At 72.9% G+C, this 23,415-nt stretch carries 14 protein-coding genes; 8 read left to right on the forward strand and 6 right to left on the reverse strand.

Going from position 1 to position 23,415, the window contains the following annotated elements; genetic code table 11:
* The first annotated feature begins 68 nt into the window (after positions 1 to 68).
* Positions 69 to 4,820 (forward strand): hypothetical protein, encoded by a 4,752-nt coding sequence (locus IEY56_RS07070; protein WP_189036192.1) that lies wholly within the window; start codon positions 69 to 71, stop codon positions 4,818 to 4,820.
* Positions 4,821 to 4,960: 140 nt separating this feature from the next.
* On the opposite strand, the gene IEY56_RS07075 is transcribed toward IEY56_RS07070, so the two are convergent.
* Positions 4,961 to 5,260: a hypothetical protein gene (locus IEY56_RS07075; RefSeq protein WP_189036193.1), complete on the reverse strand. Its 300-nt coding sequence runs from the start codon at positions 5,258 to 5,260 to the stop codon at positions 4,961 to 4,963.
* Between the two features lie 238 nt (positions 5,261 to 5,498).
* On the opposite strand from IEY56_RS07075, the gene IEY56_RS07080 reads away from it, so the two are divergent.
* Genes IEY56_RS07080 through IEY56_RS07095 form a run of 4 tightly spaced genes read left to right on the forward strand, consistent with a single transcriptional unit; the run spans position 5,499 to position 9,805 of the window.
* Entirely contained in the window at positions 5,499 to 8,258 is a 2,760-nt protein-coding gene (locus IEY56_RS07080) for a sensor histidine kinase (protein WP_189036194.1), read from the forward strand.
* A complete protein-coding gene (locus tag IEY56_RS07085; protein ID WP_045865623.1) occupies positions 8,255 to 8,683 on the forward strand; it encodes a roadblock/LC7 domain-containing protein in 429 nt (142 codons plus the stop codon). The genes IEY56_RS07080 and IEY56_RS07085 overlap by 4 nt, the downstream gene beginning before the upstream one ends.
* Before the next feature lie 38 nt (positions 8,684 to 8,721).
* The gene (locus IEY56_RS07090; RefSeq protein WP_189036195.1) at positions 8,722 to 9,201 is read left to right on the forward strand and encodes a DUF742 domain-containing protein; all 480 of its coding nucleotides are present in this window, start codon (positions 8,722 to 8,724) and stop codon (positions 9,199 to 9,201) included.
* A complete protein-coding gene (locus IEY56_RS07095) occupies positions 9,182 to 9,805 on the forward strand; it encodes a GTP-binding protein (RefSeq protein WP_189036196.1) in 624 nt (207 codons plus the stop codon). The genes IEY56_RS07090 and IEY56_RS07095 overlap by 20 nt, the downstream gene beginning before the upstream one ends.
* A gap of 91 nt (positions 9,806 to 9,896) precedes the next feature.
* On the opposite strand, the gene glpK is transcribed toward IEY56_RS07095, so the two are convergent.
* Entirely contained in the window at positions 9,897 to 11,405 is a 1,509-nt protein-coding gene (gene glpK / locus IEY56_RS07100) for a glycerol kinase GlpK (protein ID WP_189036197.1), read from the reverse strand.
* A gap of 807 nt (positions 11,406 to 12,212) precedes the next feature.
* Here glpK and IEY56_RS07105 point away from each other — a divergent pair.
* The gene (locus IEY56_RS07105; RefSeq protein WP_189036198.1) at positions 12,213 to 13,673 is read left to right on the forward strand and encodes an aldehyde dehydrogenase family protein; all 1,461 of its coding nucleotides are present in this window, start codon (positions 12,213 to 12,215) and stop codon (positions 13,671 to 13,673) included.
* A gap of 290 nt (positions 13,674 to 13,963) precedes the next feature.
* On the opposite strand, the gene IEY56_RS07110 is transcribed toward IEY56_RS07105, so the two are convergent.
* Together IEY56_RS07110 and IEY56_RS07115 are read right to left on the reverse strand one after the other, a co-directional pair.
* Positions 13,964 to 14,833: a M15 family metallopeptidase gene (locus tag IEY56_RS07110; RefSeq protein WP_189036199.1), complete on the reverse strand. Its 870-nt coding sequence runs from the start codon at positions 14,831 to 14,833 to the stop codon at positions 13,964 to 13,966.
* 12 nt (positions 14,834 to 14,845) lie between these two features.
* Complete coding sequence (locus IEY56_RS07115) at positions 14,846 to 17,284, reverse strand: glycoside hydrolase family 31 protein (RefSeq protein ID WP_189036200.1); 2,439 nt, start codon at positions 17,282 to 17,284, stop codon at positions 14,846 to 14,848.
* Positions 17,285 to 17,602: 318 nt separating this feature from the next.
* On the opposite strand from IEY56_RS07115, the gene IEY56_RS07120 reads away from it, so the two are divergent.
* Positions 17,603 to 19,639, forward strand: a complete 2,037-nt coding sequence (locus IEY56_RS07120) for an acetoacetate--CoA ligase (protein ID WP_189036201.1) — start codon at positions 17,603 to 17,605, stop codon at positions 19,637 to 19,639.
* 76 nt (positions 19,640 to 19,715) lie between these two features.
* Positions 19,716 to 20,633 (forward strand): DUF8829 domain-containing protein, encoded by a 918-nt coding sequence (locus IEY56_RS07125; RefSeq protein ID WP_189036202.1) that lies wholly within the window; start codon positions 19,716 to 19,718, stop codon positions 20,631 to 20,633.
* A gap of 53 nt (positions 20,634 to 20,686) precedes the next feature.
* Here IEY56_RS07125 and ptsP read toward each other — a convergent pair whose 3' ends face one another.
* Both ptsP and IEY56_RS07135 read right to left on the reverse strand, forming a co-directional pair.
* Positions 20,687 to 22,357, reverse strand: coding sequence for a phosphoenolpyruvate--protein phosphotransferase (gene ptsP / locus IEY56_RS07130; protein WP_189036203.1), 1,671 nt, complete (start codon positions 22,355 to 22,357; stop codon positions 20,687 to 20,689).
* Between the two features lie 87 nt (positions 22,358 to 22,444).
* Positions 22,445 to 22,894 (reverse strand): PTS sugar transporter subunit IIA, encoded by a 450-nt coding sequence (locus IEY56_RS07135; protein ID WP_189036204.1) that lies wholly within the window; start codon positions 22,892 to 22,894, stop codon positions 22,445 to 22,447.
* Positions 22,895 to 23,415 lie beyond the last annotated feature (521 nt).

Here is a 23,415-nt window from a genome sequence, read left to right on the forward strand (position 1 = left end):
CCGCCCGACGCAAGCACCGTCCGTCCGCCCGCACGAAGTTCCTTATCCACACGACGAGAGCCCCCGCCATGTACGAGCTGTCCCGGATCCGCCTCTACTCCATCGGGCCCGCCGGTGCGCGCTACGCCGACACCGTCCTGGACCTGCGCGGAGTCGGCGGCCCGGTGCCCAGCCCGGCCCCCGCCCAGGCCGACTTCTTCGAGGACGAGCCGGCCGGGCCCCCGTGCCGCCCGGCTCCCGCCGGGGTCCTCTTCCTGGAGAACGGCGGCGGCAAGTCCGTACTGCTGAAGCTGATCTTCTCCGTGATGCTCCCCGGGCACCGCAACACCCTCGGCGGCGCGAGCTCCGGCGTGCTGCGCAAGTTCCTGCTCGCCGACGACTGCGGCCACGTGGCGCTGGAATGGCAGCACACCCGCACCGGCGAGACGGTCGTCGTCGGCAAGGTCAGCGAGTGGCGCGGGCGCCAGGTCTCCAACGATCCGCGGAAGTTCGCGGAGGCGTGGTACTCCTTCCGGCCGGGCCCCGGCATGAACCTGGACTCGCTGCCCGTGGCGGAGTCGGCCGCCCTGCGCCCGGCGGTCGAGGGCACCTCGACGGCACGCGGACGCCGCCGCACGATGAAGGGCTTCCGCGACGTCCTGACGGAGACGGGCAAGGCGTACCCGAACCTCGACGTGGCCTGGGAGGAGATCCACGAACGCTGGACGGAACGTCTCACGGGGCTGGGCCTGGACCCCGAACTCTTCCGCTACCAGCGGGAGATGAACGCCGACGAGGGCGAGGCCGCCGGCCTCTTCGCGGTCAAGAACGACTCCGACTTCACGGACCTGCTGCTTCGTGCCGTCACCGACACCCGCGATACGGACGGACTCGCCGACCTGCTGCACGGCTTCGCGCACAAGCTGGGCCGCCGCAGCGAACTCACCGCCGAACGCGACTTCACCGCCGGCTCGCTCGAACTCCTCAACCGCATCGCGGAATCCGCGCAGCAGCGCGAGCGCGCCCGCGACATCCACGCCGGTGCGGAGCAGCGCACCCGGGCCCTCGTCCGACGGCTCGCCGCCCGCGGCGCGGACGAACGCCGGCGCGGGGCCGAACTCGCCGAGCAGGTCGGGGAAGCCGACCGCGCGGTGGCCGGCGCCGCGGACGCCCGTGCCACCGCCTCCCTCACCGCGGCCGAACTCGCCTACAGGCACGCGTCCCTGGCGCTCGCCCGCGCGGAGAAGGCCGCCACCGCGCAACGCCGCGAGCTGACCGACGCCCGTACGCTGCACTCGGCGTGGCAGGCGGCGGAGACCGTACTGCAGCACCGCGCGGCGGCCGACCGGGCGGCCCGCGTCTCCGCCGCCATCCGCGAGGCCGAGCGCGACGCGGCGCCCGCCCTGGCCGCCAGGGCCACGGCCGCCGCCGACCTCGTACGGGCCCTGCACGCCGCGGCGGAGGAAGGGGAGAGCACGGCCGCAGCCGAGGAGGAGCGATCCGCGGCTCTCCAGGCCGACAGCGAGGCGGCACACCGTGACGCGACGGCCGCCGCCACCGAGGCCCAGCGCGCCCGCAGCGAGAGCGAACACCTGCGGCAGCGCCTCGCGGAGGTCGAGCGGGAGACCGACGAGGCGGTGCGGGCGGGCTGGATCGAGGATTCCGGCAGTGGCGACGGCGAAGCCGACCCCGCACGGGCGGCCCTCGCCGCGAGCGACGCCGAGAAGAGCGCCGTCGCGGCATGGGAGCAGGCCCGCGAGACCGCCCGCCGCACGGCCGAGCGCGCTCAGGAGACCGCAGCGGAGCTCTCCCGCTCCGAACTCGCCGCGGCCCGCGCGGACGACGCGGCCGAAGCCGCGGCGTCCGCCTACGCCGCCGAGCGCCGCACGGCAGAGGAACTCGGCCGCGAGCAGCGCCTCGCCGAGCTCCTCGGGCTTCCGCACGCCTCGCCGGCCTCCGCTTCCGCCTCCGTGCCGGGCCCCCGTGCCGGGGACGTCCGCGCCGGACAGGACGGCGCCGCGCCGGGCCCGGAGTCCTCCGCCCAGGACGGCGCGGAGGTCTCCCCGGCCCCGCTCACCGCGGAGGAGCTGGACAGGGGAGGCGACGCCCTCACGGAGCTGCTGGAGGCAGCGGTCGGCACGTGCGAGCGCCAGCTCTTCGAGCTGCGCACGGCCGCGGCCGACGACTCCCGCATGCTCGGCGCTCTCGGCGACGGCGGCCTGCTGCCTCCGGGGCCCGACGTCACGGCGACGGTCGAGTTCCTCGGCGAGCACGGCGTCCCGGCCCTTCCCGGCTGGCGCTACCTCGCGCAGGCCGTCGACCCCGCGGACCACGCCGACGTCCTCGCGGCGCGCCCGGAACTGGTCGACGGCGTCATCATCACCGACCCCGGCAGCCACGCCCGCGCCCGTGAAGTCCTCGCCGGAGCCGCCCTGCTGCCGCGCTCGGCCGTTGCGGTCGGCACGGCGGCGGCGCTCCTGGCTCCGACGCCCTCCCCGGAGGCGGCGGCAGCCCGCCGGGAGGACGTGTTCCTCGTCCCGCCCAACCCCGCCATGCACGACGAGCTGGCCGCCGACGACGAGCGCACCCAGCTGCGCCTGCGCGCACAGGCCCGCGACGAGGAGATCCGCACCCTCGCCGCGCGTCTGGCCGCCGACCGCACCCTCGCGGCCCGCCTCGCGTCGTGGCGTACGGGATGCCCGCCCGGCCGCCTCGCGGAGCTGGCGGCAGCGGCGGAGGAGAGCCGCGAGTCCGCCGAGGCGGCCCGCGGCCACCTCGTCCAGGCCCGCACGGCGCGGCAGGAAGCCGAGGAGGCGGCCGCCGAAGCCGCCCGCGTACGGGACGAGAAGCAGGAGGCGGCCCAGCGCGCGCGGCGCGCGGCGGACGCCCTGGCCGGGCTGGCGTTCCGGCTGCGCGAACGCGCGAAGTGGCTCACCAGGCTGCGCGGCCTTGCCGACGAGGCGGCGGAGGCGGAGGAGCGCGCACAGTCCTGCCTCGCGCGGGCGCGCGCGGCCGACGAGGACCGGCGCGCCGCGCAGCGCGCGGCGGACGACGCCCGCCGGACGGCACGTACGCTGCGCGCCGAGCGCGCTCAGGTCGCGGGCGTGCCCGACGACGTCGACGAGAGCGCGCCGCCGCCGGAGGGCTCGCTGCCCGCGCTGCGGGAGGCCTACAGGTCCGCCTCCCAGCTGTACGAGCAGGTCGGCGTCGGCGCCGACCTGCGAGCCGAACAGGCGCGTGCGGAGGGGGACGAGTCCGCGGCGCTCGCCGCCCTGGACCGGCTCACTAACAAGGTCCGCACCCGCGCCGCACAGCTCCTGGAGGGCCCGGACGGGGCGGACGGGCCGGCGCGGCAGGCAGCCGCGGCGCGAGCGGAGTCCCTCGTCCAGATGCTGGAGACCCGTGCCGCCGCGGCGAGCGAGCAGCTCGGCAGGCTGCGGGGCGAGGCGGAGCGCCTCGCCCCGGCCGAGGGCGACGCCCATACCGCACTGCCGGACTCCCTGGTCCCCGACGACGCGGAGCACGCCCAGAGCCTGCTGCGCACCGCGAACAGCGAACTCGCCGCCCGCAGCGACGAACTGGACGCCGCGCGTGCTGCCCACGCGCAGCTGACCCGCGCCCACCAGGCCGCCCTCGACGCCGCGGAAGGCTTCGAGGAGACCGGCTCGATGCTCCGCGACCTGCTGCGCGATCCGCAGAGCGCCGCAGCCGCCGACGACGAGGAGCCTCCCGAGCCGTATCCCGGCACACCCGTGGAGGCCCGTCAGGCGGCGGCCGAGGCGCGGCGGTCGCTGCGCGGGTGCGCGGCAGACCTGTCGACGGCCGAGCAGGCGGTCAGGGAGGCCTGCGAGGTGCTCGTACGGCACGCCAACTCGGCACGCTTCGAGCAGGTCCGCACGCCCGCGCGGCAGCAGATCCGCGAACTGCCCGCGTCGGCACTGCCGGAGCACGCCGCGGCGTGGGCCGGTGCTTTCGCTCCCCGGCTGCGTGTCCTCACCGACGAGTTGGAGCAGCTGGAGCGCAACCGCGACAGCATCGTCGACCGGCTGCGCGGGCTGGTGGAGTCGTCGCTGGCGACGCTCCGCGCGGCTCAGCGGCTGTCGCGGCTGCCGGAGGGGCTGGGGGAGTGGTCGGGACAGGAGTTTCTGCGCATCCGCTTCGAGGACCCCGACCAGGCCCTGCTCGCGGAGCGGCTGGGCGAAGTGATCGACGAGGCCACGCGCGCCGCCGTGCGCAAGAACTCCGACCTGCGGCGGGACGGAATGTCACTGCTCCTGCGGGGAGTTCACGCCGCGCTGGAGCCGCGCGGCGTGTCCGTGGAGATCCTCAAACCGGACGCGGTGCTGCGGGCGGAGCGCGTGCCGGTCGGCCAGATGGGAGACGTCTTCTCCGGCGGGCAGCTGCTGACCGCCGCCATCGCCCTGTACTGCACCATGGCCGCGCTGCGGAGCAACGACCGCGGCCACGACCGGCACCGGCACGCGGGCACGCTCTTCCTCGACAACCCCATCGGACGCGCCAACGCCACGTATCTGCTGGAGCTGCAGCGCGCGGTCGCGGACGCGCTCGGCGTCCAACTGCTGTACACGACGGGACTGTTCGACACCACGGCGCTCGCTGAGTTCCCCCTCGTCATCCGGCTGCGCAACGACGCCGACCTGCGGGCGGGGCTGAAGTACATCAGCGTCGAGGAGCATCTGCGTCCCGGGCTGCCGTCGCAGGACCCCGAAGGGGAGACAGTGCACGGCGAGATCACGGCGACGCGCATGTTCCGCCGCCCGGAGGCGGGGGAGGGGCGGCCCAGGGTCCCCTCGCAGGCGGACCCGCGCGGGGAGTCCTGAGGGGGCGAGCCGCCGAGCCCGGGCGCCGTCCCCGGGCCCCGGCCGCTCGGTCCGGCGGACACGTCGCTCCGCCCCGACGTCCACGCTCCCGCCCCGCCGGTGTGCTCGTCCGCCCGCCCTCAACCGCCGCGGCGCTGCCGTCAGTCGGCCCCGCCGCGCCTCACCCGCACGCGCGGGCGCGGACGAGCCGCACTGCTGGGTTCGGACAGCACGCCGTGCCGCTGCCGCCACACCTGCCGCGTCACCCACACGTCCAGCACCGCCCACGTCGCCACGACCGTGCTCGCCACCGTCGAGATCACCATCGGGAAGGCGAGCCAGACGGCGGCGAGGGAGCACAGCACGGCGACCATCAGCTGCACCAGCGTGACCGCCACTATGAGGAGCGCGCGTACCGCGGCCGTACGAACCGGATCCGGCAGCCGAGGCTTTGCGTACATGGTCTCTTCACTTCCCCGCTCAACAACTCCCACATGCTTGCACGTTTCCACCGGCGTCGCGTGCGCCACAATCGGCTGAGCAGGTCCGGGCATCAGGTGACATCTGTGGACGAGGCACCCTGGACGGCTGGATTTGCCCCTCGGACACATCTACGACTACGTCACGCGTCAGTAGTAGGCTCACGCCGTTTGCTGTCGAAACTCGCCCCCAAGCGGAGGGGGTTGACTAGGGGAGGCCATGCGCTTTCGCGGTAGGTCCATCCGCCGGAAGATCGTGGCGCTGTTGCTGGTGCCGCTGCTGTCACTGGTGTCCATATGGGCCTTCGCCACCTACATCACCGGGCTCGAGGCCCAGGAGCTCCTCAACGTCGTCAACACCGTCGACGAGGTGGGTGATCCGGCGCAGGAGGCCGCCCAGGCGGTGCAGCAGGAGCGGCGGCGGACCCTGGTCTACCTGGCGGACCCGCGGGGCTCGGAAGCGCTCACCCTGCTCAAGAAGCAACAGCAGGCCACGGACCGCCAGGTCGGCAGGCTCCGCGCCAACGCCCGCGAACCCGGCATGCGTTCGAACCTCTCCATCGACGCTCACGCCCGCCTCGACTCCATGCTGGAGAAGTTCGGCGAGCTCGAGGACATCCGCGGCAAGGTCGAGGAGAACACGATCACCCGCGGCGGCGCCTTCCAGGCGTACAACGAACTCGTCGACCCCTGCTACGCGTTCGTCGCCGCTCTCGGCGGACTGAACGACGTCGACCTCGACAAGCAGGGCCGCGCCCTCGTCGGCCTGGACAGGGCCCGCGAATATCTCGCCCGCGAGGACGCGCTGATGGCCGCGGCGCTGGCCTCGGGCAAGATGACCAAGGGCGACCGGCGGGCCTTCTCCGACCGGGTGGCCGAGCGCAGCCTCACCTACACCACGACGCTCTCCGAACTGCCCGCCGAGGAACGGCAGATCTACCTGACCTACTGGGAGGGCACCGACGGCCGCACGCTGCGCAGCTACGAGGACGCCATCATCGCGGCCGGCGCCCGGGGCACGGAAGGCGTCAACGCGGAACGGTGGTCGTCCGCGACGTCCACCGTCCTCACCGACCTCGAGCGCATGAACTTCGAGGCAGGCGACCGGTACGAGCAGCGCGTGCAGCCCGCCGCCACCAAGGTGCTGATCCAGGCGGGGGCGGCGGCGGTGCTCGGCGCCGCGGCGGTCCTCGCGTCGATCGTCATCTCCTTCCGGGTCGGCCGCAGCCTCGTTCGGGATCTGCGCACCCTCCGCAGGGAGGCGCAGGAGGCCGCCGGAGTCCGGCTGCCGAGCATCATGCGCCGCCTCGCGGCCGGAGAGACCATCGACATCGAGACCGAGGCTCCGCGGCTGGAGTACCCGCAGGACGAGGCCGGGCAGGTCGGCCAGGCGGTCAACACCCTGCAGCGCGCGGCGGTCGAGGCGGCGGTCAAGCAGGCCGGCATGCGCCGTGGCGTCTCGGAGGTCTTCGTCAACCTGGCCCGGCGCAACCAGGTCCTGCTCCACCGCCAGCTCACGCTGCTCGACCACATGGAGAGGCGGACCGAGGACTCCGACGAGCTGGCCGACCTCTTCCGGCTCGACCACCTCACGACCCGCATGCGCAGGCACGCCGAGGGCCTCGTCATCCTCTCCGGGGCGGCTCCGTCCCGGCAGTGGCGCAAGCCGGTCCAGCTGATGGACGTCGTACGGGCGGCCGTCGCGGAGGTCGAGGCGTACGAGCGCATCGAGGTGCGCCGCCTGGCCCGTCTCGCCGTCGACGGCGGCTCCGTCGCCGACCTCACGCACCTCATCGCCGAACTCCTCGAGAACGCCACGGTGTTCTCCCCGCCGCACACCGCCGTGCAGGTGCTCGGCGAGCGCGTCGCCAACGGCTTCACCCTGGAGATCCACGACCGGGGACTGGGCATGGCGGCCGACGCGCTCCTCGAAGCCAACCTGCGGCTGGCCGAGACACCCGAGTTCGAGCTCTCCGACACCGACCGCCTCGGGCTCTTCGTCGTGGCCCGCCTCGCCCAGCGGCAGGGCGTGCGGGTCTCCCTGCAGCCCTCGCCGTACGGAGGGACCACGGCCGTGGTCCTCATCCCCGGCCGCATCCTCTCCGAGAGCTCCGGGGCGCCGGAGTCCGAGTCCGGCCGCGACACCGGCAGCTTCCCGTTCCGGGGCGGTGTCACCGGGCAGCGGCTCGAGGCCCTCACCCGCAAGGAGCCGGCCGCGTCGCTGCACGGCTCTGACTCCGGGAGCCGGCCCGCCCTGGACGGACCCATCGAACTCGAGGGCCCGCTGGGGGAGTTGGAGGAGGCGGACCGCGTCGCCTCGCGCCCGTTCGCCGTCGACGGCGACAGCACGCCGGAGTCCGACGACGACGGGGCCGCCACGCCCGTGCGCCGCTCCGGCCCCGTGCCGCTGCGTGCGCCCAGGCCGGGGCTGGAGCAGCACCAGCAGGCGGACGACGAGCCCGAGTCCGCCCGGCCCTCGGGTGAGGGAGAGGCACGGAGGGACGGCCTCGCCCCCCTGCCGCGGCGGCGCCCGAACACCCCTGTGCTCGTCTCGGATCACGGCCGCACCGTCGGAGGCGGGAAGCGGCCCTCTCGCGCCGGCGCCTCCGGTGAGGCGTCCGAGCGCCGCGAGAGCGAAGAGCGGCGGGAACGCCCGGAGAGCCCGCCGGAGACGGATGCGGCACCCGGTCGGTCGGCCGGAGGGACACGATCCGGTACGGTCAGCGGTCTGCCGCGCCGTGTGCGCCAGGCGAGCCTCGCACCTCAGCTCAAGCGGGACACAGGCGACGGCGTGTCAGCTCAGGACGACCGCGGGACGGCTTCCGACGGCCTGTCGGACCGGGACGCGGAAGAGGTCCGCAACCGCATGGCCTCGCTGCAGCGGGGCTGGCAGCGGGGCCGCCGGCAGAACGCCGAGGAGTCCGCCGACGAAGCGGCGGAGTCAGCACCAGGAACGACACCGGAGGGGAACGGTCGATGACCGCACCGAAAGCCACAGCGAACACTGCCCCGGGAAGCGGTGAACTCAACTGGCTCCTGGACGAGTTGGTCCAGCGCGTCGGCAGCATCAGCAAAGCACTCGTGCTCTCCGGGGACGGACTGGCACGCGGAGCCTCGCAGGAGCTGACCGGTGAGGACGGCGAGCACCTGGCAGCCGTCGCCTCCGGCTTCCACAGCCTCGCCAAGGGCGTCGGCCGCCACTTCGACGTGGGTGGCGTACGGCAGACGGTGGTGGAGCTCGAGGACGCCTTCCTCTTCGTCACGGCCGCGGGCGACGGCAGCTGCCTCGCCGTGCTCGCGGAAGCCGACGCCGACGTCGGCCTGATCGCCTACGAGATGACGCTCCTCGTCAAGCGCGTCGGCGTGCACCTCGGCACCGCTCCCCGCTCGGGGTCCGAAGGGTGACGCAAGCAGGCGCCGAGGGGATCTGACGGGACGCAGTGATGACGGACCCCTGGTTCGACGACGCCGCAGGGCCCGTGGTGCGGCCGTACGCCATGACGCGCGGCCGCACACGCAGCAGCTCGGACGAGGCACGTCTCGACCTCATCGCGTTGGTGATCGCGCAGAGTCCGGACGGTGAAGGAGACGCGAAACCCCAGGAGGACGCCGCCGGTTCGGGGCAGGGTGACGGTGGCGGTGCGGCCGTCCGTCCCGACGGCGGCAGCCACCGCGACGCCGACGTGATCGCGGACAGCACGCTGGCCCCGGAGCACGTCGACATCGTCCTCCGCTGCCGGCATGCGCCGCAGTCCGTGGCCGAGCTCGCCGCCGAACTCGATCTGCCGGTGGGTGTGGTGCGCGTTCTCGTCGGGGACCTCATCGACTCCGAATGGGTGCGCGTGAGCCGCCCCGTCCCTCCGGCGGAGCTGCCGGACGAAAGCATTCTCAGAGAGGTAATCGATGGCCTTCGGGCGCTTTAAGCGCGGCGCCGCGGCGTCGCCTGCAGAGCCGGTGACGCTGAAGATCCTGGTGGCGGGCGGATTCGGCGTCGGCAAGACGACCCTCGTCGGATCCGTCAGCGAGATCAAACCGCTGCGCACCGAGGAGACGCTCACCGAGGCAAGCCGCCCCGTGGACGACACGGCAGGCGTGGAGGCGAAGTCCACGACCACCGTCGCCATGGACTTCGGCCGCATCACCATCAACGACAGCCTGGTGCTCTACCTGTTCGGGACGCCCGGGCAGGACCGCTTCTGGTTCCTCTGGGACGAGCTGGCCCAGGGCGCCCTGGGCGCCGTCGTCCTCGTCGACACCCGCAGACTCGAGGACAGCTTCGCCGGGATCGACTATTTCGAACGCCGGCGTATCCCGTTCACCGTGGCGGTGAACCACTTCGACGGGGCCGACGTCTACCCCGCCGAGACGGTGCGCGAGGCCCTGGACCTCGACCCCGAGGTGCCGATCATGGTGGGGGACGCGCGGAACCGCGAATCGGCGCGCGACATCCTGGTCTCCGTCGTCGAACACGCGATGCGGAGGGCGACGTCAGCCGCCCAGCAGCACGAACCCGCTCCCGCGCGCTGAACGCGGCGACGGGACGAGGCCGCGGCCCCGTCCCGTCCCATGCGACGCGCGGCCGCCCGGCCCCGCACGCCGTACCGCCGTGCGGCCCGTGTCAGTCGCCGTCCTCGACCCAGCCGAAGCTGCGCTGAACCGCCTTGCGCCAGTTGTGGTACTCCCGCTCCCGCACCTCCGGCGTCATGTCCGGCGTCCACTCGGCGTCCCGCTTCCAGTGGGCGCTCAGCTCGTCCAGGTCGGACCACACCCCGGTCGCCAGCCCCGCGGCGTACGCCGCTCCCAGGCACGTCGTCTCCGCCACCACCGGCCGGATCACCGGCACGCCGAGGACGTCCGCCTGGTGCTGCATCAGCAGGTTGTTGCCGGTCATGCCGCCGTCGACCTTGAGGCTGGTGATCTCCACTCCGGAGTCCTTGTACATGGCGTCCACGACTTCCCTGGTCTGCCAGCTCGTCGCCTCCAGCACGGCACGCGCCAGGTGGCCCTTGGTGACGTACCGGGTGAGCCCGGCGACGACGCCCCGCGCGTCCGAGCGCCAGTACGGGGCGAACAGCCCGGAGAAGGCGGGGACGATGTACGCGCCTCCGTTGTCCTCGACGCTCGCCGCCAGCGTCTCGATCTCGGCGGCCTCCCGGATGATGCCCAGCTGGTCGCGGAACCACTGGACGAGCGCGCCGGTGATCGCGATCGACCCCTCCAGGCAGTACGCCGGCGGTTCGCCGCTGAGCTGGTAGCCCATCGTGGTCAGCAGCCCGCTCTTGCTGGCGACGGGGCGGGCCCCGGTGTTGAGCAGCAGGAACGAACCGGTGCCGTAGGTGTTCTTGGCCTCGCCCACCGAGAAGCACGTCTGCCCGAAGAGCGCGGCGTGCTGGTCGCCCAGCGCGGACGCCACGGGAACACCGGCGAGCTGGCCCACAGCCGTCCCGTACACCTCCGAGGACGACCGGATCTCGGGAAGCATCGAGGCCGGGATGCGCATGGCGTCCAGGATCGACTGGTCCCACTCCAGCGATTCCAGGTTCATCAGCATGGTGCGCCCGGCGTTGGTGACGTCCGTGACGTGGACGCCGCCGTCGGTGCCGCCGGTGAGGTTCCAGATGAGCCAGGAGTCGATGGTGCCGAAAGCGAGCTCGCCCGCTTCGGCGCGCTGCCGCAGTCCGGAGACGTTCTCCAGCAGCCACAGCGCCTTCGGCCCGGCGAAGTAGCTCGCCAGGGGCAGGCCCGTGCGGTCGCGGAAGCGGTCCTGGCCGTCCGAGCCGCCCAGTTCGGCGCACAGGCCGGCGGTCCGCGTGTCCTGCCAGACGATGGCGTTGTGCACCGGCTTCCCGGTCTTCCTGTCCCACACGACCGTGGTCTCGCGCTGGTTGGTGATGCCCATGGCACTGAGCTGGTCGGCCCGCAGACCCGCCTTGGCGATCGCGCCGGCCACGACGGCCTGCACCTTCGACCAGATCTCGGTGGCGTCGTGCTCCACCCAGCCCGGCTTGGGGAAGATCTGACGGTGTTCACGCTGGTCGACGGCGACGATCGCGCCGTCCTGGTTGAAGATGATGCAGCGGCTGGACGTGGTGCCCTGGTCGATGGCGGCGACGAATTTGTCCGACATGAACGCGTTCCCCTTTTCCGGATCTACTGCTGAGGAATGCCCGGAGGACCGGCAGGCCCCGGGAGAATCAGAAAGCGGGCTGCGGGGCGCCGCCGTGGTGGTTCCGGAGAGCCCTTTCGCCTGCCGGGCGACGGAGGCGGGACGTGACCGGCGGGGAGCCCGTATCGGCGTGCTCTCATCACGGCTCCTCGTCGTCTCGGCCGGGCGCCGGCCCGAATCCGGCCCGCCCGGCTCCCGGTCCTGGCCAGGCCCTCGCGAACGGTTTCCGAAGCTGGTCACGGGGCGCGGACGTCGGGTGCGGCCGGCGTCGTGACCCGCGTCCCGCCGGCCTTTTCCGGCGGTGCGGCTGTTCGTCGTTCTGCACAGCGAAAAGACCGTCGTGGCCAGGGACATCATGAATCGTGGAGACAGCGCCGGTCATTGACATCCCTGCCGTGTCGGCGTGATCGGAGACGTATTTCCCCCGTATTCCGGCGGGGCCCGGCCGGCATTCGGCAGGGCCCCGGAATGACCGCCGGGATCTGCCGGATCCTTCCGCGTCCGTCCCCGCGAAGTCGTCCGGAGCCGGGGTGACGGAGCGGGTCGGACGCCGCGTACGGAGCCCGCCGGACGGTTGAAGTCGCAAGTACCGTTGACACGGGACACCCGCGGCCGGAGACTCCGGCGAGCCCGGCGCTGATCCACCGGCCCGGGCGACCGCGGTCCCGCTCCTCCCGCCCGGGACACCTCCGGCCGGGAGACGGCCCGAAGCGCCGGCACGGAGCGCGGACCGGCACGACCGCACGCCGCCTCGGAAGGGGACCGACGATGACCGACCACCGCGACCTCCTCATCGGCGGCCAGGAGGTCCCGGCGGCCTCCGGCCGCACCGCGGACGACCTCGACCCCTCGACCGGCGAGGCCTGCGCCACGGTCGCGGCGGGACGTGCGGAGGACGTCGCCCGCGCCGCCGCGGCGGCCGACGCCGCGTTCCCCGCGTGGGCCGCCACGGCCCCCGCCACCCGCCGCGGGATCTTCCTCAAGGCCGCGGACGTCCTGGAGTCCCGGGCGGAGGAAGCAGCGGAGCTGATGGCCCGCGAGGCCGGCGGCACCCGGCCCTGGGCGCTGTTCAACGTGCAGCTCGCCGCCGGAATGCTGCGGGAGGCCGCCGCGGCGGTCACCGCCCCCAGGGGAGAGGTCCTCACCTCCCAGGACGCGGGGACGCTCAGCCTCGCCGTCCGCGAACCCGTCGGTGTCGTCGGCGCGTTCGCCCCGTGGAACGCGCCGGTGATCCTCGGCACCCGCGCTGTCGCCGCACCCCTGGCGGCGGGGAACACGGTCGTCGTCAAGCCCAGCGAGGACGCCCCGCTCGCCTGCGCGTACTTCGTCGCGGACGTACTGCGCGAGGCCGGACTGCCGGACGGCGTGCTGAACGTCGTCAGCAACGCCCCCGAGGACGCGGCCGAGGTCGCCGAAGCGCTCGTGGCCCACCCGGCCGTGCGCGCCGTCAACTTCACCGGTTCCACCGGCGTCGGGCGTCGCATAGGGAACCTGGCGGCGCAGCATCTCAAGCCCGCCGTACTGGAGTTGGGCGGCAAGAACTCCGTCGTCGTACTCGAGGACGCCGACGTGGACTACGCCGTCGACGCCGCCACGTTCGCCGTCTTCATGAACGCCGGCCAGATATGCATGTCGGGCGACAGGATCCTCGTACACGCCTCCCTGGCCGAGGAGTTCACGGAGAAGTTCACCGCGAAGGTCGCCTCACTGCCGCACGGCGCACCCACCGATCCGGGTACCGTCATCGGCCCGCTGGTCAGCTCCGCGTCGGCCCGCCGCGTAGCGGCCCTCGTCCGGGACGCCGTCGAGAAGGGCGCGAAGGTGCTGACCGGGGGAGGGGAGCCGAGCGGTGCCGTCCACCCGGCCACCGTCCTCACCGGTGTCACGCCGGAGATGGAGCTGTACGAGGGGGAGGCGTTCGGCCCCGTGTGCGCGCTGTCCACGTTCGCCGACGACGACGAGGCCGTCGAACTCGCCAACGCGACCGAGCACGGCCTCACTTGCGGCATCATCACCGAGAACGCCACCCACGGCCTCGGCGTGGCACGCCGAATCCGGACCGGCATCGTGCACGTCAACGACCAGTCGGTCGCCGACGAACCGCAGGCGCCGTTCGGCGGGATCGGAGCCTCCGGGTACGGCCGCTTCGGAGGCCGCTGGGGGATCGAGGCCTTCAGCAACACCCGCTGGGTCACCCTCGCCGGCAACCACGCCCACTACCCGTTCTGACGCCGTGAGCGGGCCCGCGCGGGCCCGCTCACGCTCGCGTCATGCGGGAGCGCCGTGCCGCCGTGCCGCCGGGGCGGCTGCGGAACGGCCGCTGAGCTGCACCGCGGCAACAAGTGTCACGGGCAGGTCACCGAAGGCGCACACGCGTGTCCGGACGCGGGGTGAGCCGAACCACAGCCCGTGTCGCGGCGTCCCCCATCAGCAGACGGCGGCACGGGAACCACGGGGGTGATTCCGTGCCGCCGTCGCCCCGGCCGCGCGGAGAACACATCCGGCCGGGACGGTCCTGCTCAATGCCTGTGCAACGCCCGCCGCCAGACGGGGAAGTCGAAGAACGTCTCGGGGAACGTCTCGTCCTCCAGCGTGAAGTGCCACCACTCTTCGGGGAGGTTGGTGAAGCCAGCCCCCTCCAGGGTGTCCTTCAGCAGCAGCCGGTTCTCGCGCTGCTTTCCCTTGATCCGGGGATCGAGTGTGTGCGACAGGGTGTCGAAGCAGTCGTAACCGGTGCCCATGTCGATGGAGTTGTCCGGGAAACGGACGCTCTGGGGCGCGAAGCAGGAGACGAGCGGCTCTCCCGGCCGGTACGGCCGTGTGGGCTTCGCAGGCAGCTCGACGAGGGTCAGATCGACGGTGCTGCCGCGGCTGTGCCCCGACTTCTCCGCTATGTAACCGTCCTCGAACAGCCGGTCCTTCTCCACCCGGGGATAGAACTCGTCCTTCATCAGTTCGTCGTCCAGGTCCTTCGCCCAGTCCACGAACTGGTCGACCGCTCGTTGCGGCCGGTAGCAGTCGTAGACCTTCAGCGAGTAGCCCTTCCGCAGGAAGGCGTGCTGAGCGGCGCTCAGCGCCTTCGCCGTGTCCCGGGTGACGATGCACATGGGCTGCCGGTATCCGTCGACGCGTTCACCGACGAAGTTGTGCCGCGTGCGGTAGCGCATCTCCTCCAGGATCGTCGGAGCGACGTCCCGGAGAGCGACGAACTCTTCGGGGGCGGAGGGCTCTTCGGCCCCTCGCCCGGTCTCGGCCGTGCCGCGGTCCCGGGCGTCCTGGACGGTTCCCGCCGACGGCGCCGCGGCAGCGGGCGCGGCCGACGCGAGGGCGGTGAAGGCGAGCAGTGCGGCGGCGAGTCGTGCCGCGCGGAACGATCCTTTGAATGGCATGGCCATCGTCTATCAGTTGCGCACCCGCACGGGGTACCCCGCGGCGGTGCCGTCTTGCCGGGTCACCACCGTCCTGCCCTCCTCCACGGAGACCGTGAACCGCTCGGGCGGCTGCCGCTCCCAGCCCTCGCCCGTGTCGGGGATCACCAGCCCGCTGCCTCTGCGCCCGGGTGCGGGCGGCCACACCTCCAGCTCCGTGCCCCCTTCCGGACTCGCCACCGGCACGGCCGCGCCCGCCCGCGCGAGTACCGGAATACGGGACAGCGGAGCGTCCAACTGCACCTCGCCCGGCCCCTCGTGGACCGCGCGCGTGGCCGTGTCGTACCAGCGGCCGTGGGGCAGCCGCACCGTCCGCCGCCGCGCCCCGGCCTCGAAAACCGGCGCCACGAGCAGCGCGTCGCCCAGCAGGAACGCGTCGCCGCACTCGCGCAGCGCGCGGTCACGCGGATGCTGCCACCACAGTGGACGTACGTATGGCGCTCCCGTGCGGTGGGCGAGCTGCGCGAGCGTGCTGAAGTACGGGCGCAGCCGCTCCCGTTCGGCCATCGCGGCGGAGCAGTGCGCCAGCACCTGCGTCCCGAACCCCCAAGGGACGGACATGCCCGCACCCTTGGCCCCGCGGGTGCGAAACAACGGCAGATATGCGGCCAGTTGGAACCAGCGCAGATACAGCTCCGGCGACGGTGCGGATGCGACGCCCGCGATGTACGGCCCCGAATAGGGCACCCCGCAGAGCCCGAGTCCCACCACGCATGCCAGCGACGCCCGGAGCGCCTGCCAGTCGGCGGCGGACTCTCCCGGCCAGGTTCCGCCGTACCGCTGCATGCCCGCCCAGCCCGACCGCGACAGGAGGAACGGGCGCTCGGAGGGCCGCAGCCGCATCAGCCCCGCATGAGCGGCCCGCGCCATCGCCAGCGCGTACACGTTGTGCGCCTCGCGGTGGTCCCCGCCCCGCCCCTCCATCGAATGCCGCGCGGGCCGAGGCATCGTCCGCTCGTCACCGCCCGGGGCCGCCTGGCGGGACGGCTCGTTCAACTCGTGCGCCACTCCGGCGAAGCCCTGCGCCAGCCGTTCCGCGTACAACTCGCCCCACCACTGCCGTACGCGCGGCTCGGTGAAGTCCGGCAGCAGCGCCTTCCCCGGGCGCCGCGGCACGGGCTGGACGGGCCGTCCGTCTCCGTCCCGCGCGAAGGCGTCCACGGCCGTGCCGCTGTCGTACACGGCGTTGCCCGGTTCCGGCACCACCGCGGGATCCACGACCGACACCAGACGCACGCCACCGGCTCTCAACTCCCCGGCAAGCGACGGCAGATCGGGGAAGCGCGCGGTGTCCGTGGTGAACGCGCGGCAGGCGTCGAGGTGTTCGGCACCCAGATGCACGGCCGCCAGAGGGAGCCCCCTGTCCCGGTAGGCGGCAGCGGTGGCACGGACCTCCCGCTCGGTGCCCGTACCGCTGCCGCTGTGCTGATGCCCCAGCGCCCAGCCGGGCGGCAGCGCCGGCGCACCGGACAGACGCGCCCATCCGTGCAGCACCCGCGCCGGGGGACCGGCGATCACCCAGTAGCGCAGCGGACCGCCGTCCATCCGGGTCTCGCTCCGGCCGGGACGGTCGTGCCCCGAGCCGCGCCCTTCCTCGCCCTCCGCGATCGTGACCCGTCCGTCCCAGGAGTTGTCGTGGAAGACCAGATGGGTTCCCACGTCCGCGACGACCAGCTGGAGCGGCATCGTGACGGGCAGCGGACCGGTGTCCGGACCCGCCGGGCCGTGGTCCGCGTTCCACAGGCGGTACGAGCCGTTGCGCAGCGCAGGGCCGCATGCTCGCGCACCGAGCCCGAAGAAGCGTGCGTCGGCGGCGACTTCGGACCGCTGCAGCCACCTCGCGCGCCCCGCGGAGCCGGGCGGCGGCTCCCCACCGCCGGTGTGACCGGGCGCTACGGGGCCACCTCCGGGCCGGTGCCCGCCGGCGGGACCGCGTTCCCCGCCCGTCGCCGTGCTCTCCCACCACCGCGGCGGCAGCTCCCTGCGCAGCAGCTCGCCCCCCGGGGTGCGCACCTCCACCGCCCCGTGCCGGGAGACCGTCACCAGCAGCCGCTCGGAGACCACCCGCCATCCGCCTGCCTTGTCCGGCTCCAGCTCCGCCCGCCCGTCCGGCTCCGGCACGGGATCGGCCAGCGCGTACGAGGGCGCCGGCTCCGCCCCGTCCCAGCCGAGGAAGACGGCACCGCCGACCGCCACCCGTACGCACAGCGTGGAGCGCTCGAACCGGATCACCCCGCCGCCCGGCCGCGCCTGCGCGCCGCACGCGGCCCCGGGGACCCGGGCCCGCTCCGTCCTGGCCTGCCGCAGCGCCTCGGCACCCTCGCGCCGGCGTCCCCACGGAGTGCGCGCCTGCCTCTCCCGCCATGCCGTCCCGACCCATATCACCGACCGCACGAGGTCACGCGCATCCATGCTCCTCAGAGTGCCAGGACCGGGGGAGCCCGTCAGGGGCGTTCAACTGGCGTTCATCCAGCCCCCATCAGCTCTTGACGTGCGCCCCTGCGCCCCCGGAACGCCTTGCTCCACTCGGGACCGCCCGGGCCGTGCTGCCGCCGCGTCCAGCACTCCGGACCGTGGTGGCGCCACATTCCGGATCAAGGAGGCATGTGGCGTCCGCCCTGGCGCATGGGGTGATCGCGTGGCATCGTCCTGACCATCCGTACGTACGCCCACCGGTACGCCGCGCCCATGCGGAGTACCGCCAGACGAGCCGGACCGGGAGCCGCCCCCATGACCACCGCGCACAGCACACCGCAGCCGCAGCCCGTCACGCCGGAGCCCCTCTGGCAGCCGGGCCCGGACCGCGTCGCTGCTGCGCAGATCACACGGTTCCAGTCCTGGGCGGCCGAGCACCACGGCGCCCCCGCCGCCGTGCCGGACGACCCCGCCGCGAGCTACGCGGCGCTGCACCGCTGGTCCGTCGACGAACTCGCCGCCTTCTGGAAGGCCCTCACCGAGTGGTTCGAGGTGCGCTTCTCCTCCCCGTACGAGACCGTGCTGGCGGACTCGGCGATGCCCGGCGCGACCTGGTTCCCCGGGGCGACGCTCAACTACGCCGAGCACGCGCTGCGCGCCTCCGAGGACCCCGCACGGGCCGGTGAGCCGGCCCTGCTGCACGTCGACGAGGAGCACGAGCCGCGCACCGTGACCTGGAGCGAGCTGCGCCGTCAGGTCGGCTCGCTCTCCGCCGAACTCCGCCGCCTCGGCGTGCGGCCCGGCGACCGGGTCAGCGGCTACCTGCCGAACGTCCCCGAAGCCGCGGTGGCGCTCCTCGCGACCGCCGCGGTCGGCGGCGTGTGGACCTCCTGCGCACCCGACTTCGGCGCGCGGAGCGTCCTCGACCGCTTCCAGCAGGTCGAGCCGGTCGTGCTGTTCACCGTCGACGGCTACCGGTACGGCGGCAAGGAGCACGACCGCAGGGAGACCGTCGCCGAACTCCGCCGCGAGCTGCCCACTCTGCGCGCCGTCGTCCACGTGCCGCTCCTCGGCACCGACGCCCCCGAAGGCACGCTCGAGTGGTCCGGCCTCGTCGCCGCCCCGGCCGGCTCCGAGGACGCTTCGCCCGTATTCGAGCAGGTGCCCTTCGAACACCCCCTCTGGGTGCTCTACTCCTCCGGCACCACCGGCCTTCCCAAGGCCATCGTCCAGTCGCAGGGCGGCATCCTGCTCGAACACCTCAAGCAGCTGTCCCTGCACAACGACATCGGCCCCGGCGACCGGTTCTTCTGGTACACCTCCACCGGCTGGATGATGTGGAACTACCTCGTCTCCGGCCTGCTCACCGGATGCACGGTCGTCACCTACGACGGAAGCCCCGGCCACCCCGACGTCTCCGGGCAGTGGCGCGTCGCCGCACTCACCGGGACGACCTTCTTCGGCACCTCCGCCGCGTACGTCATGGCCTGCAGCAAGGCCGGCATCCACCCGGGACGCGACCTCGACCTCTCCCGCGTCAAGTGCGTCGCCACCACCGGCTCGCCGCTGCCGCCCGACGGCTTCCGCTGGATCCACGACGAGATCTCCGACGACATGTGGATCGCGTCCGTCAGCGGCGGCACCGACGTGTGCAGCTGCTTCGCGGGAGCGGTCCCCACGCTCCCCGTCCACACCGGCGAGCTGCAGGCACCCTCGCTCGCCACCGACCTGCAGTCCTGGGACCCGCAGGGCGAACCCCTCACCGACGAGGTCGGCGAGCTCGTCGTCACCCGGCCGATGCCGTCCATGCCGGTCCGCTTCTGGAACGACCCCGACGGATCGCGCTACCGCGACAGCTACTTCGAGATGTACCCGGGCGTCTGGCGGCACGGCGACTGGATCACGCTCACCGGCCGCAACACCGTCGTCATCCACGGCCGCTCCGACTCCACGCTCAACAGGCAGGGCGTGCGGATGGGCTCGGCCGACATCTACGAAGCGGTCGAACGGCTCCCCGAGATCCGCGAATCCCTGGTCATCGGCGTCGAACTGCCCGACGGCGGCTACTGGATGCCGCTCTTCGTCCACCTCGCCGAAGGCGCCGTACTCGACGACGCCCTGCGGGACCGGATCAAGGCCACCATCCGCGAGGCGCTCTCACCCCGGCACGTACCCGACGAGGTCATCGCGGTCCGGGGCGTGCCCCACACCCTCACCGGCAAGCGCCTCGAAGTCCCGGTCAAGCGCCTCCTGCAGGGCGCCCGCCTGGACAAGGCCGTCAACCCGGGCTCCGTGGACGACGTGGAGCTGCTGCGCTTCTACGAGCAGCTGTCGAAGGAGCGCACCGGCTGACCCGCCGGCGGCACGCCGTTGTCACACCCCCTGATTACTGTGAGTGAGCAGTGACCGCAGGAATCAGGGGGAGACCATGGCTCACACCCGCAGCCGCAAGCGCAGGGCCCGCCGTTCGCTGCGCCGCGAAGTGCCCAGCATCGTCCCGGTGCTCGCGGACGGTGCGCACTTCGCGCGGATGCGCGCGTACGACTCGTTCGCCTTCGAGGAGCACGGCAGGTACCTGCGCCGGCTGGAAGGGCTGCTGCGCGCGCTGAGAGCCCAGAAGATCCCGGCCCACGTAGTGCTGTTCGACCCCGTCGACTACGAACTGTTCTGCCAGGCCCAGGAGATCGACCCGGACACGCCGGACAGCCGCGTCCGCTACGTCGCAGAGGTCGCCGCGTCCGGCACCGCGATGCCCTACCGCGGCCAGGCGCTCCGGCACCTGCTCCCGGCGCTCCGAGAAGCACACGCATGCCGGCTCACCTGGCATGCGGGCACGGAGATCCTCGCCCGCTCGGGCTCGTGCGCACGGTGCGGAACCGACATCGGCAAAGCCGCGTTCGACCGCGCCGCCCACGCCCTGACGTCACTGCTGGAGCGGGCAGGCTGCGGCACCCACCATCTCGTCGCGAGCGTCGCGGTCCCGGGGGCGCCCCTCGTCACCGCGCTGGACGTGCGCCGTACGCCGCGAGGGGAACTCCGCGCCCCCGAACAGGCGGCCCTCGCCCTGGCCACCGCACTGGCGGCGGGATTCGCGACGGCGAGCGCCGGAGGCGTCGTCCTCCGCACGGACGCCGGCGCGGAGGGAGAGACGGGCCCGGCGCGCGACACCGTCCGCGGATGGTCCCTCGACAAAGCCGGGTGCTGGCTGCGCCCGCTCACGGCATCCGAGGTCTTCACCGCCTACTGCACCGATCCCGCGACGAGGGAGCCCCTGGCCCCCGAACCCGGCGTCGACCACGCCCCGGGGTTCGGCCTGCCTCACCCGGGAGGCCCGATGCACTGCTGACGCAGACCGCCCGGCGGGCAGCCGCTGTGCTCTCCGGCAGGGGCGGCGGCTGCCTATTCGCCGGAGAGCACCGCCTGCGCGGCCAGCTTGGCCTCCTGCGCGCTGTCCGACGAGCGGGCGGCGTCCGCGGCGCGCGAACACTGAGCGAGAGTGTGCTTCGCAAGAGTGGCCCGTACATAGGGGATCGACGCGGCCCCCATCGAAAGACTGGTCACGCCGAGCCCCGTCAGCACGCACGCCAGGAGCGGATCGGCCGCCGCCTCGCCGCACACCCCGCAGCTCTTCCCCTCGGCCCGGGCCGCGTCGGCGGCCGACGCGACGAGGTCCAGCAGCGCGGGCTGCCAGGGATCCTGCAGCCGGGAGACGGCACCGACCTGCCGGTCCGCCGCGAAGGTGTACTGCGCCAGGTCGTTCGTGCCCAGAGAGAGGAACTCCACCTCCTGCAGCACTGCCCGTGCACGCAGAGCCGCGGACGGAATCTCCACCATCACCCCGGCCTTCGCCTGCAGCCCGGCCGTCCTGCAGGCCTCGGCGAACGCCCTGGCGTCCGCGCGGTCCGCCACCATCGGGGCCATCACCTCGAGGTACACGGGCAGCCCTTCCGCGGCCTTCGCGAGCGCCGTGAGCTGGCCCTGCAGGATCTCGGGGTGGTCCAGCAGCGTCCGCAACCCCCGCACTCCGAGCGCCGGATTGGGCTCGTCCCCCGGCGTCAGGAAGTCCAGCGGCTTGTCCGCCCCCGCATCCAGCACCCGCACCACGACGCGCCCCTCCGGGAACGCCTCCAGCACCTGCCGGTACGCCGTGACCTGCTTCTCCTCCGACGGCGCCTTCGTACTGTCCTCGAGGAACAGGAACTCGGTCCGGAACAGCCCCACCCCTTCGGCGCCCGCCTCCACGGCCGCGGGGACGTCACCCGGCCCGCCGACGTTGGCCAGCAGCGGCACCCTGTGCCCGTCCGAGGTGGCTCCCGGCCCCTTCGCGGCGTCGAGCGCTGCCCTCCGCTCCGCCGCCTCGGCCCGCAGTGCGGCCTGCTCCTCCTCGCTGGGGGAGACGGAGACGGCGCCCGTGCTCCCGTCCACAGCGACGACCGTGCCCTCCGCCACCTCGCACGCCCCTGGCAGAGCGACCACGGCGGGCACCCCCAACGCCCGGGCCAGGATGGCGCTGTGACTCGTCGGACCGCCCTCCTCCGTCACGAAACCCAGCACGAGGCCCGGGTCCAGCAGGGCCGTGTCCGCAGGAGCCAGATCACGCGCGAAGAGCACGAACGGGCGGTCGCTGTCGGGCACTCCCGGCATGGTGACCCCCATCAGCCGCGCGACGATCCGGTTGCGTACGTCGTCGAGGTCCGCCACACGCCCCGCGAGGTACTCGCCCGCACCCGCCAGCAGAGCCCGGTAGGCGGCGAACGCGTCGTACACGGCCCGCTCCGCGGTGCTCCCCACAGCGATACGGCGCTCGACGTCGGCCATCAGCTCGGGGTCCTGCGCCATCATCGACTGCGCCTCGAGGACGGCCTGCGCCTCTCCACCCGCCAGATTGCCCCGCGCGGACAGGTCGTTGGCCACGGCATCGACGGACTGGCGTGCACGCTGCTGCTCGCGCGGCGCCTCGGACTCGGCGATCTGCTCGGCCGGCGGCTCCAGCACGGCCGTTCCCATGTGCCGGACCTCACCGATCGCCACTCCGTGACTCACGCCGACGCCTCGCAGGGCTGCGTCCATCTCTCTCATCTCCTGTCGATGCGGTGGGTCCGTCACCGCTGGGCTTCACGGGTACCCGGCCTCACCCCGCGACGGCAGGGCACGGCGTCACTTCCACTTGAAGAGCGTCGTACTCGTCTCGACAGGTCCCTCTTCGACGACGGCCGCCAGTGCGTCCGGGGAGGCCTCGAGAGCGATCACCGGCGAGATCGGCGACTTGCCCGCGTCCACGACCGCGACGGGGTTCCAGCTCACGATGGACTGTCCACGCTCCACCGAGTCCCCCTTGGCGGCAAGGAGTTCGAAACCCTCGCCGTTGAGCTGGACGGTGTCGATGCCCAGATGGGTCAGCACCCCGCGTCCGTCGGTGTCGACCACGACGAAGGCGTGCGGATGCAGCGAGACGATGATGCCGTCGACGGGCGAGACAGCCACGGTCGGCTCCCGCACGGGGTCCACAGCGGTGCCGGGGCCCACCATCGAGCCGGAGAAGACGGGATCGGGCACCGCGGAAAGCCCGACAGCGGCACCGGAGAGGGGGGACGTCACAGTGGTCATGGGATGCCTCCCGAGGGGGACGAGCAGCCGCCGTCTCCATCAGGCCTGGACGGCGCACCGATCTGCAGAGTAAGTCATCGCAACGGCCCGCTCCGTGTGAGCGCGGCATGTGGCGTGTGCCTCCCCACCCCCGCCCACCAGGCGTTCTCCACCCGGCCGATTTGCTCCCGCTCCCGGGGACCGCTACTGTCGTCCCTCGGTCCGAGCCCCCGGCCTCGGACCTGAAGCCCCAATTTCCTTACGGGGCAAGGAGTTTGATAGCGTCGGGATCACCGAGAGGGAAGCGCCCGGAGTGGCCTGTGAAAGGGTTGCGAAGGAAGCGTCCGTTCTTTGAGAACTCAACAGCGTGCTAAAAGTCAACGCCAGATATGTTGATACCCCGTCCCCTTGTTTGTGGGGGGCGTGGATTTCTTTGATACAGACTGCGAGGATGCTGTGCACACTGGGATTATTCCTCCTGGTTGTGCCGCTCTCGTGTGTGCTGTTTGCAGCATTCACGGAGAGTTTGATCCTGGCTCAGG

It is taken from the genome of Streptomyces daqingensis (assembly GCF_014645895.1).
GTDB lineage: Bacteria > Actinomycetota > Actinomycetes > Streptomycetales > Streptomycetaceae > Streptomyces > Streptomyces daqingensis.

Coding starts and splice junctions, on each gene's coding strand:
- IEY56_RS07075 (WP_189036193.1), bottom strand. CDS start 5,260: ATGTACGCAAAGCCTCGGCTGCCGGATCCGGTTCGTACGGCCGCGGTA.
- IEY56_RS07115 (WP_189036200.1), bottom strand. CDS start 17,284: ATGGATGCGCGTGACCTCGTGCGGTCGGTGATATGGGTCGGGACGGCA.
- IEY56_RS07090 (WP_189036195.1), top strand. CDS start 8,722: ATGACGGACCCCTGGTTCGACGACGCCGCAGGGCCCGTGGTGCGGCCG.
- IEY56_RS07135 (WP_189036204.1), bottom strand. CDS start 22,894: ATGACCACTGTGACGTCCCCCCTCTCCGGTGCCGCTGTCGGGCTTTCC.
- IEY56_RS07105 (WP_189036198.1), top strand. CDS start 12,213: ATGACCGACCACCGCGACCTCCTCATCGGCGGCCAGGAGGTCCCGGCG.
- IEY56_RS07125 (WP_189036202.1), top strand. CDS start 19,716: ATGGCTCACACCCGCAGCCGCAAGCGCAGGGCCCGCCGTTCGCTGCGC.
- IEY56_RS07085 (WP_045865623.1), top strand. CDS start 8,255: ATGACCGCACCGAAAGCCACAGCGAACACTGCCCCGGGAAGCGGTGAA.
- IEY56_RS07070 (WP_189036192.1), top strand. CDS start 69: ATGTACGAGCTGTCCCGGATCCGCCTCTACTCCATCGGGCCCGCCGGT.
- ptsP (WP_189036203.1), bottom strand. CDS start 22,357: ATGGACGCAGCCCTGCGAGGCGTCGGCGTGAGTCACGGAGTGGCGATC.
- IEY56_RS07095 (WP_189036196.1), top strand. CDS start 9,182: ATGGCCTTCGGGCGCTTTAAGCGCGGCGCCGCGGCGTCGCCTGCAGAG.
- glpK (WP_189036197.1), bottom strand. CDS start 11,405: ATGTCGGACAAATTCGTCGCCGCCATCGACCAGGGCACCACGTCCAGC.
- IEY56_RS07120 (WP_189036201.1), top strand. CDS start 17,603: ATGACCACCGCGCACAGCACACCGCAGCCGCAGCCCGTCACGCCGGAG.
- IEY56_RS07110 (WP_189036199.1), bottom strand. CDS start 14,833: ATGCCATTCAAAGGATCGTTCCGCGCGGCACGACTCGCCGCCGCACTG.
- IEY56_RS07080 (WP_189036194.1), top strand. CDS start 5,499: ATGCGCTTTCGCGGTAGGTCCATCCGCCGGAAGATCGTGGCGCTGTTG.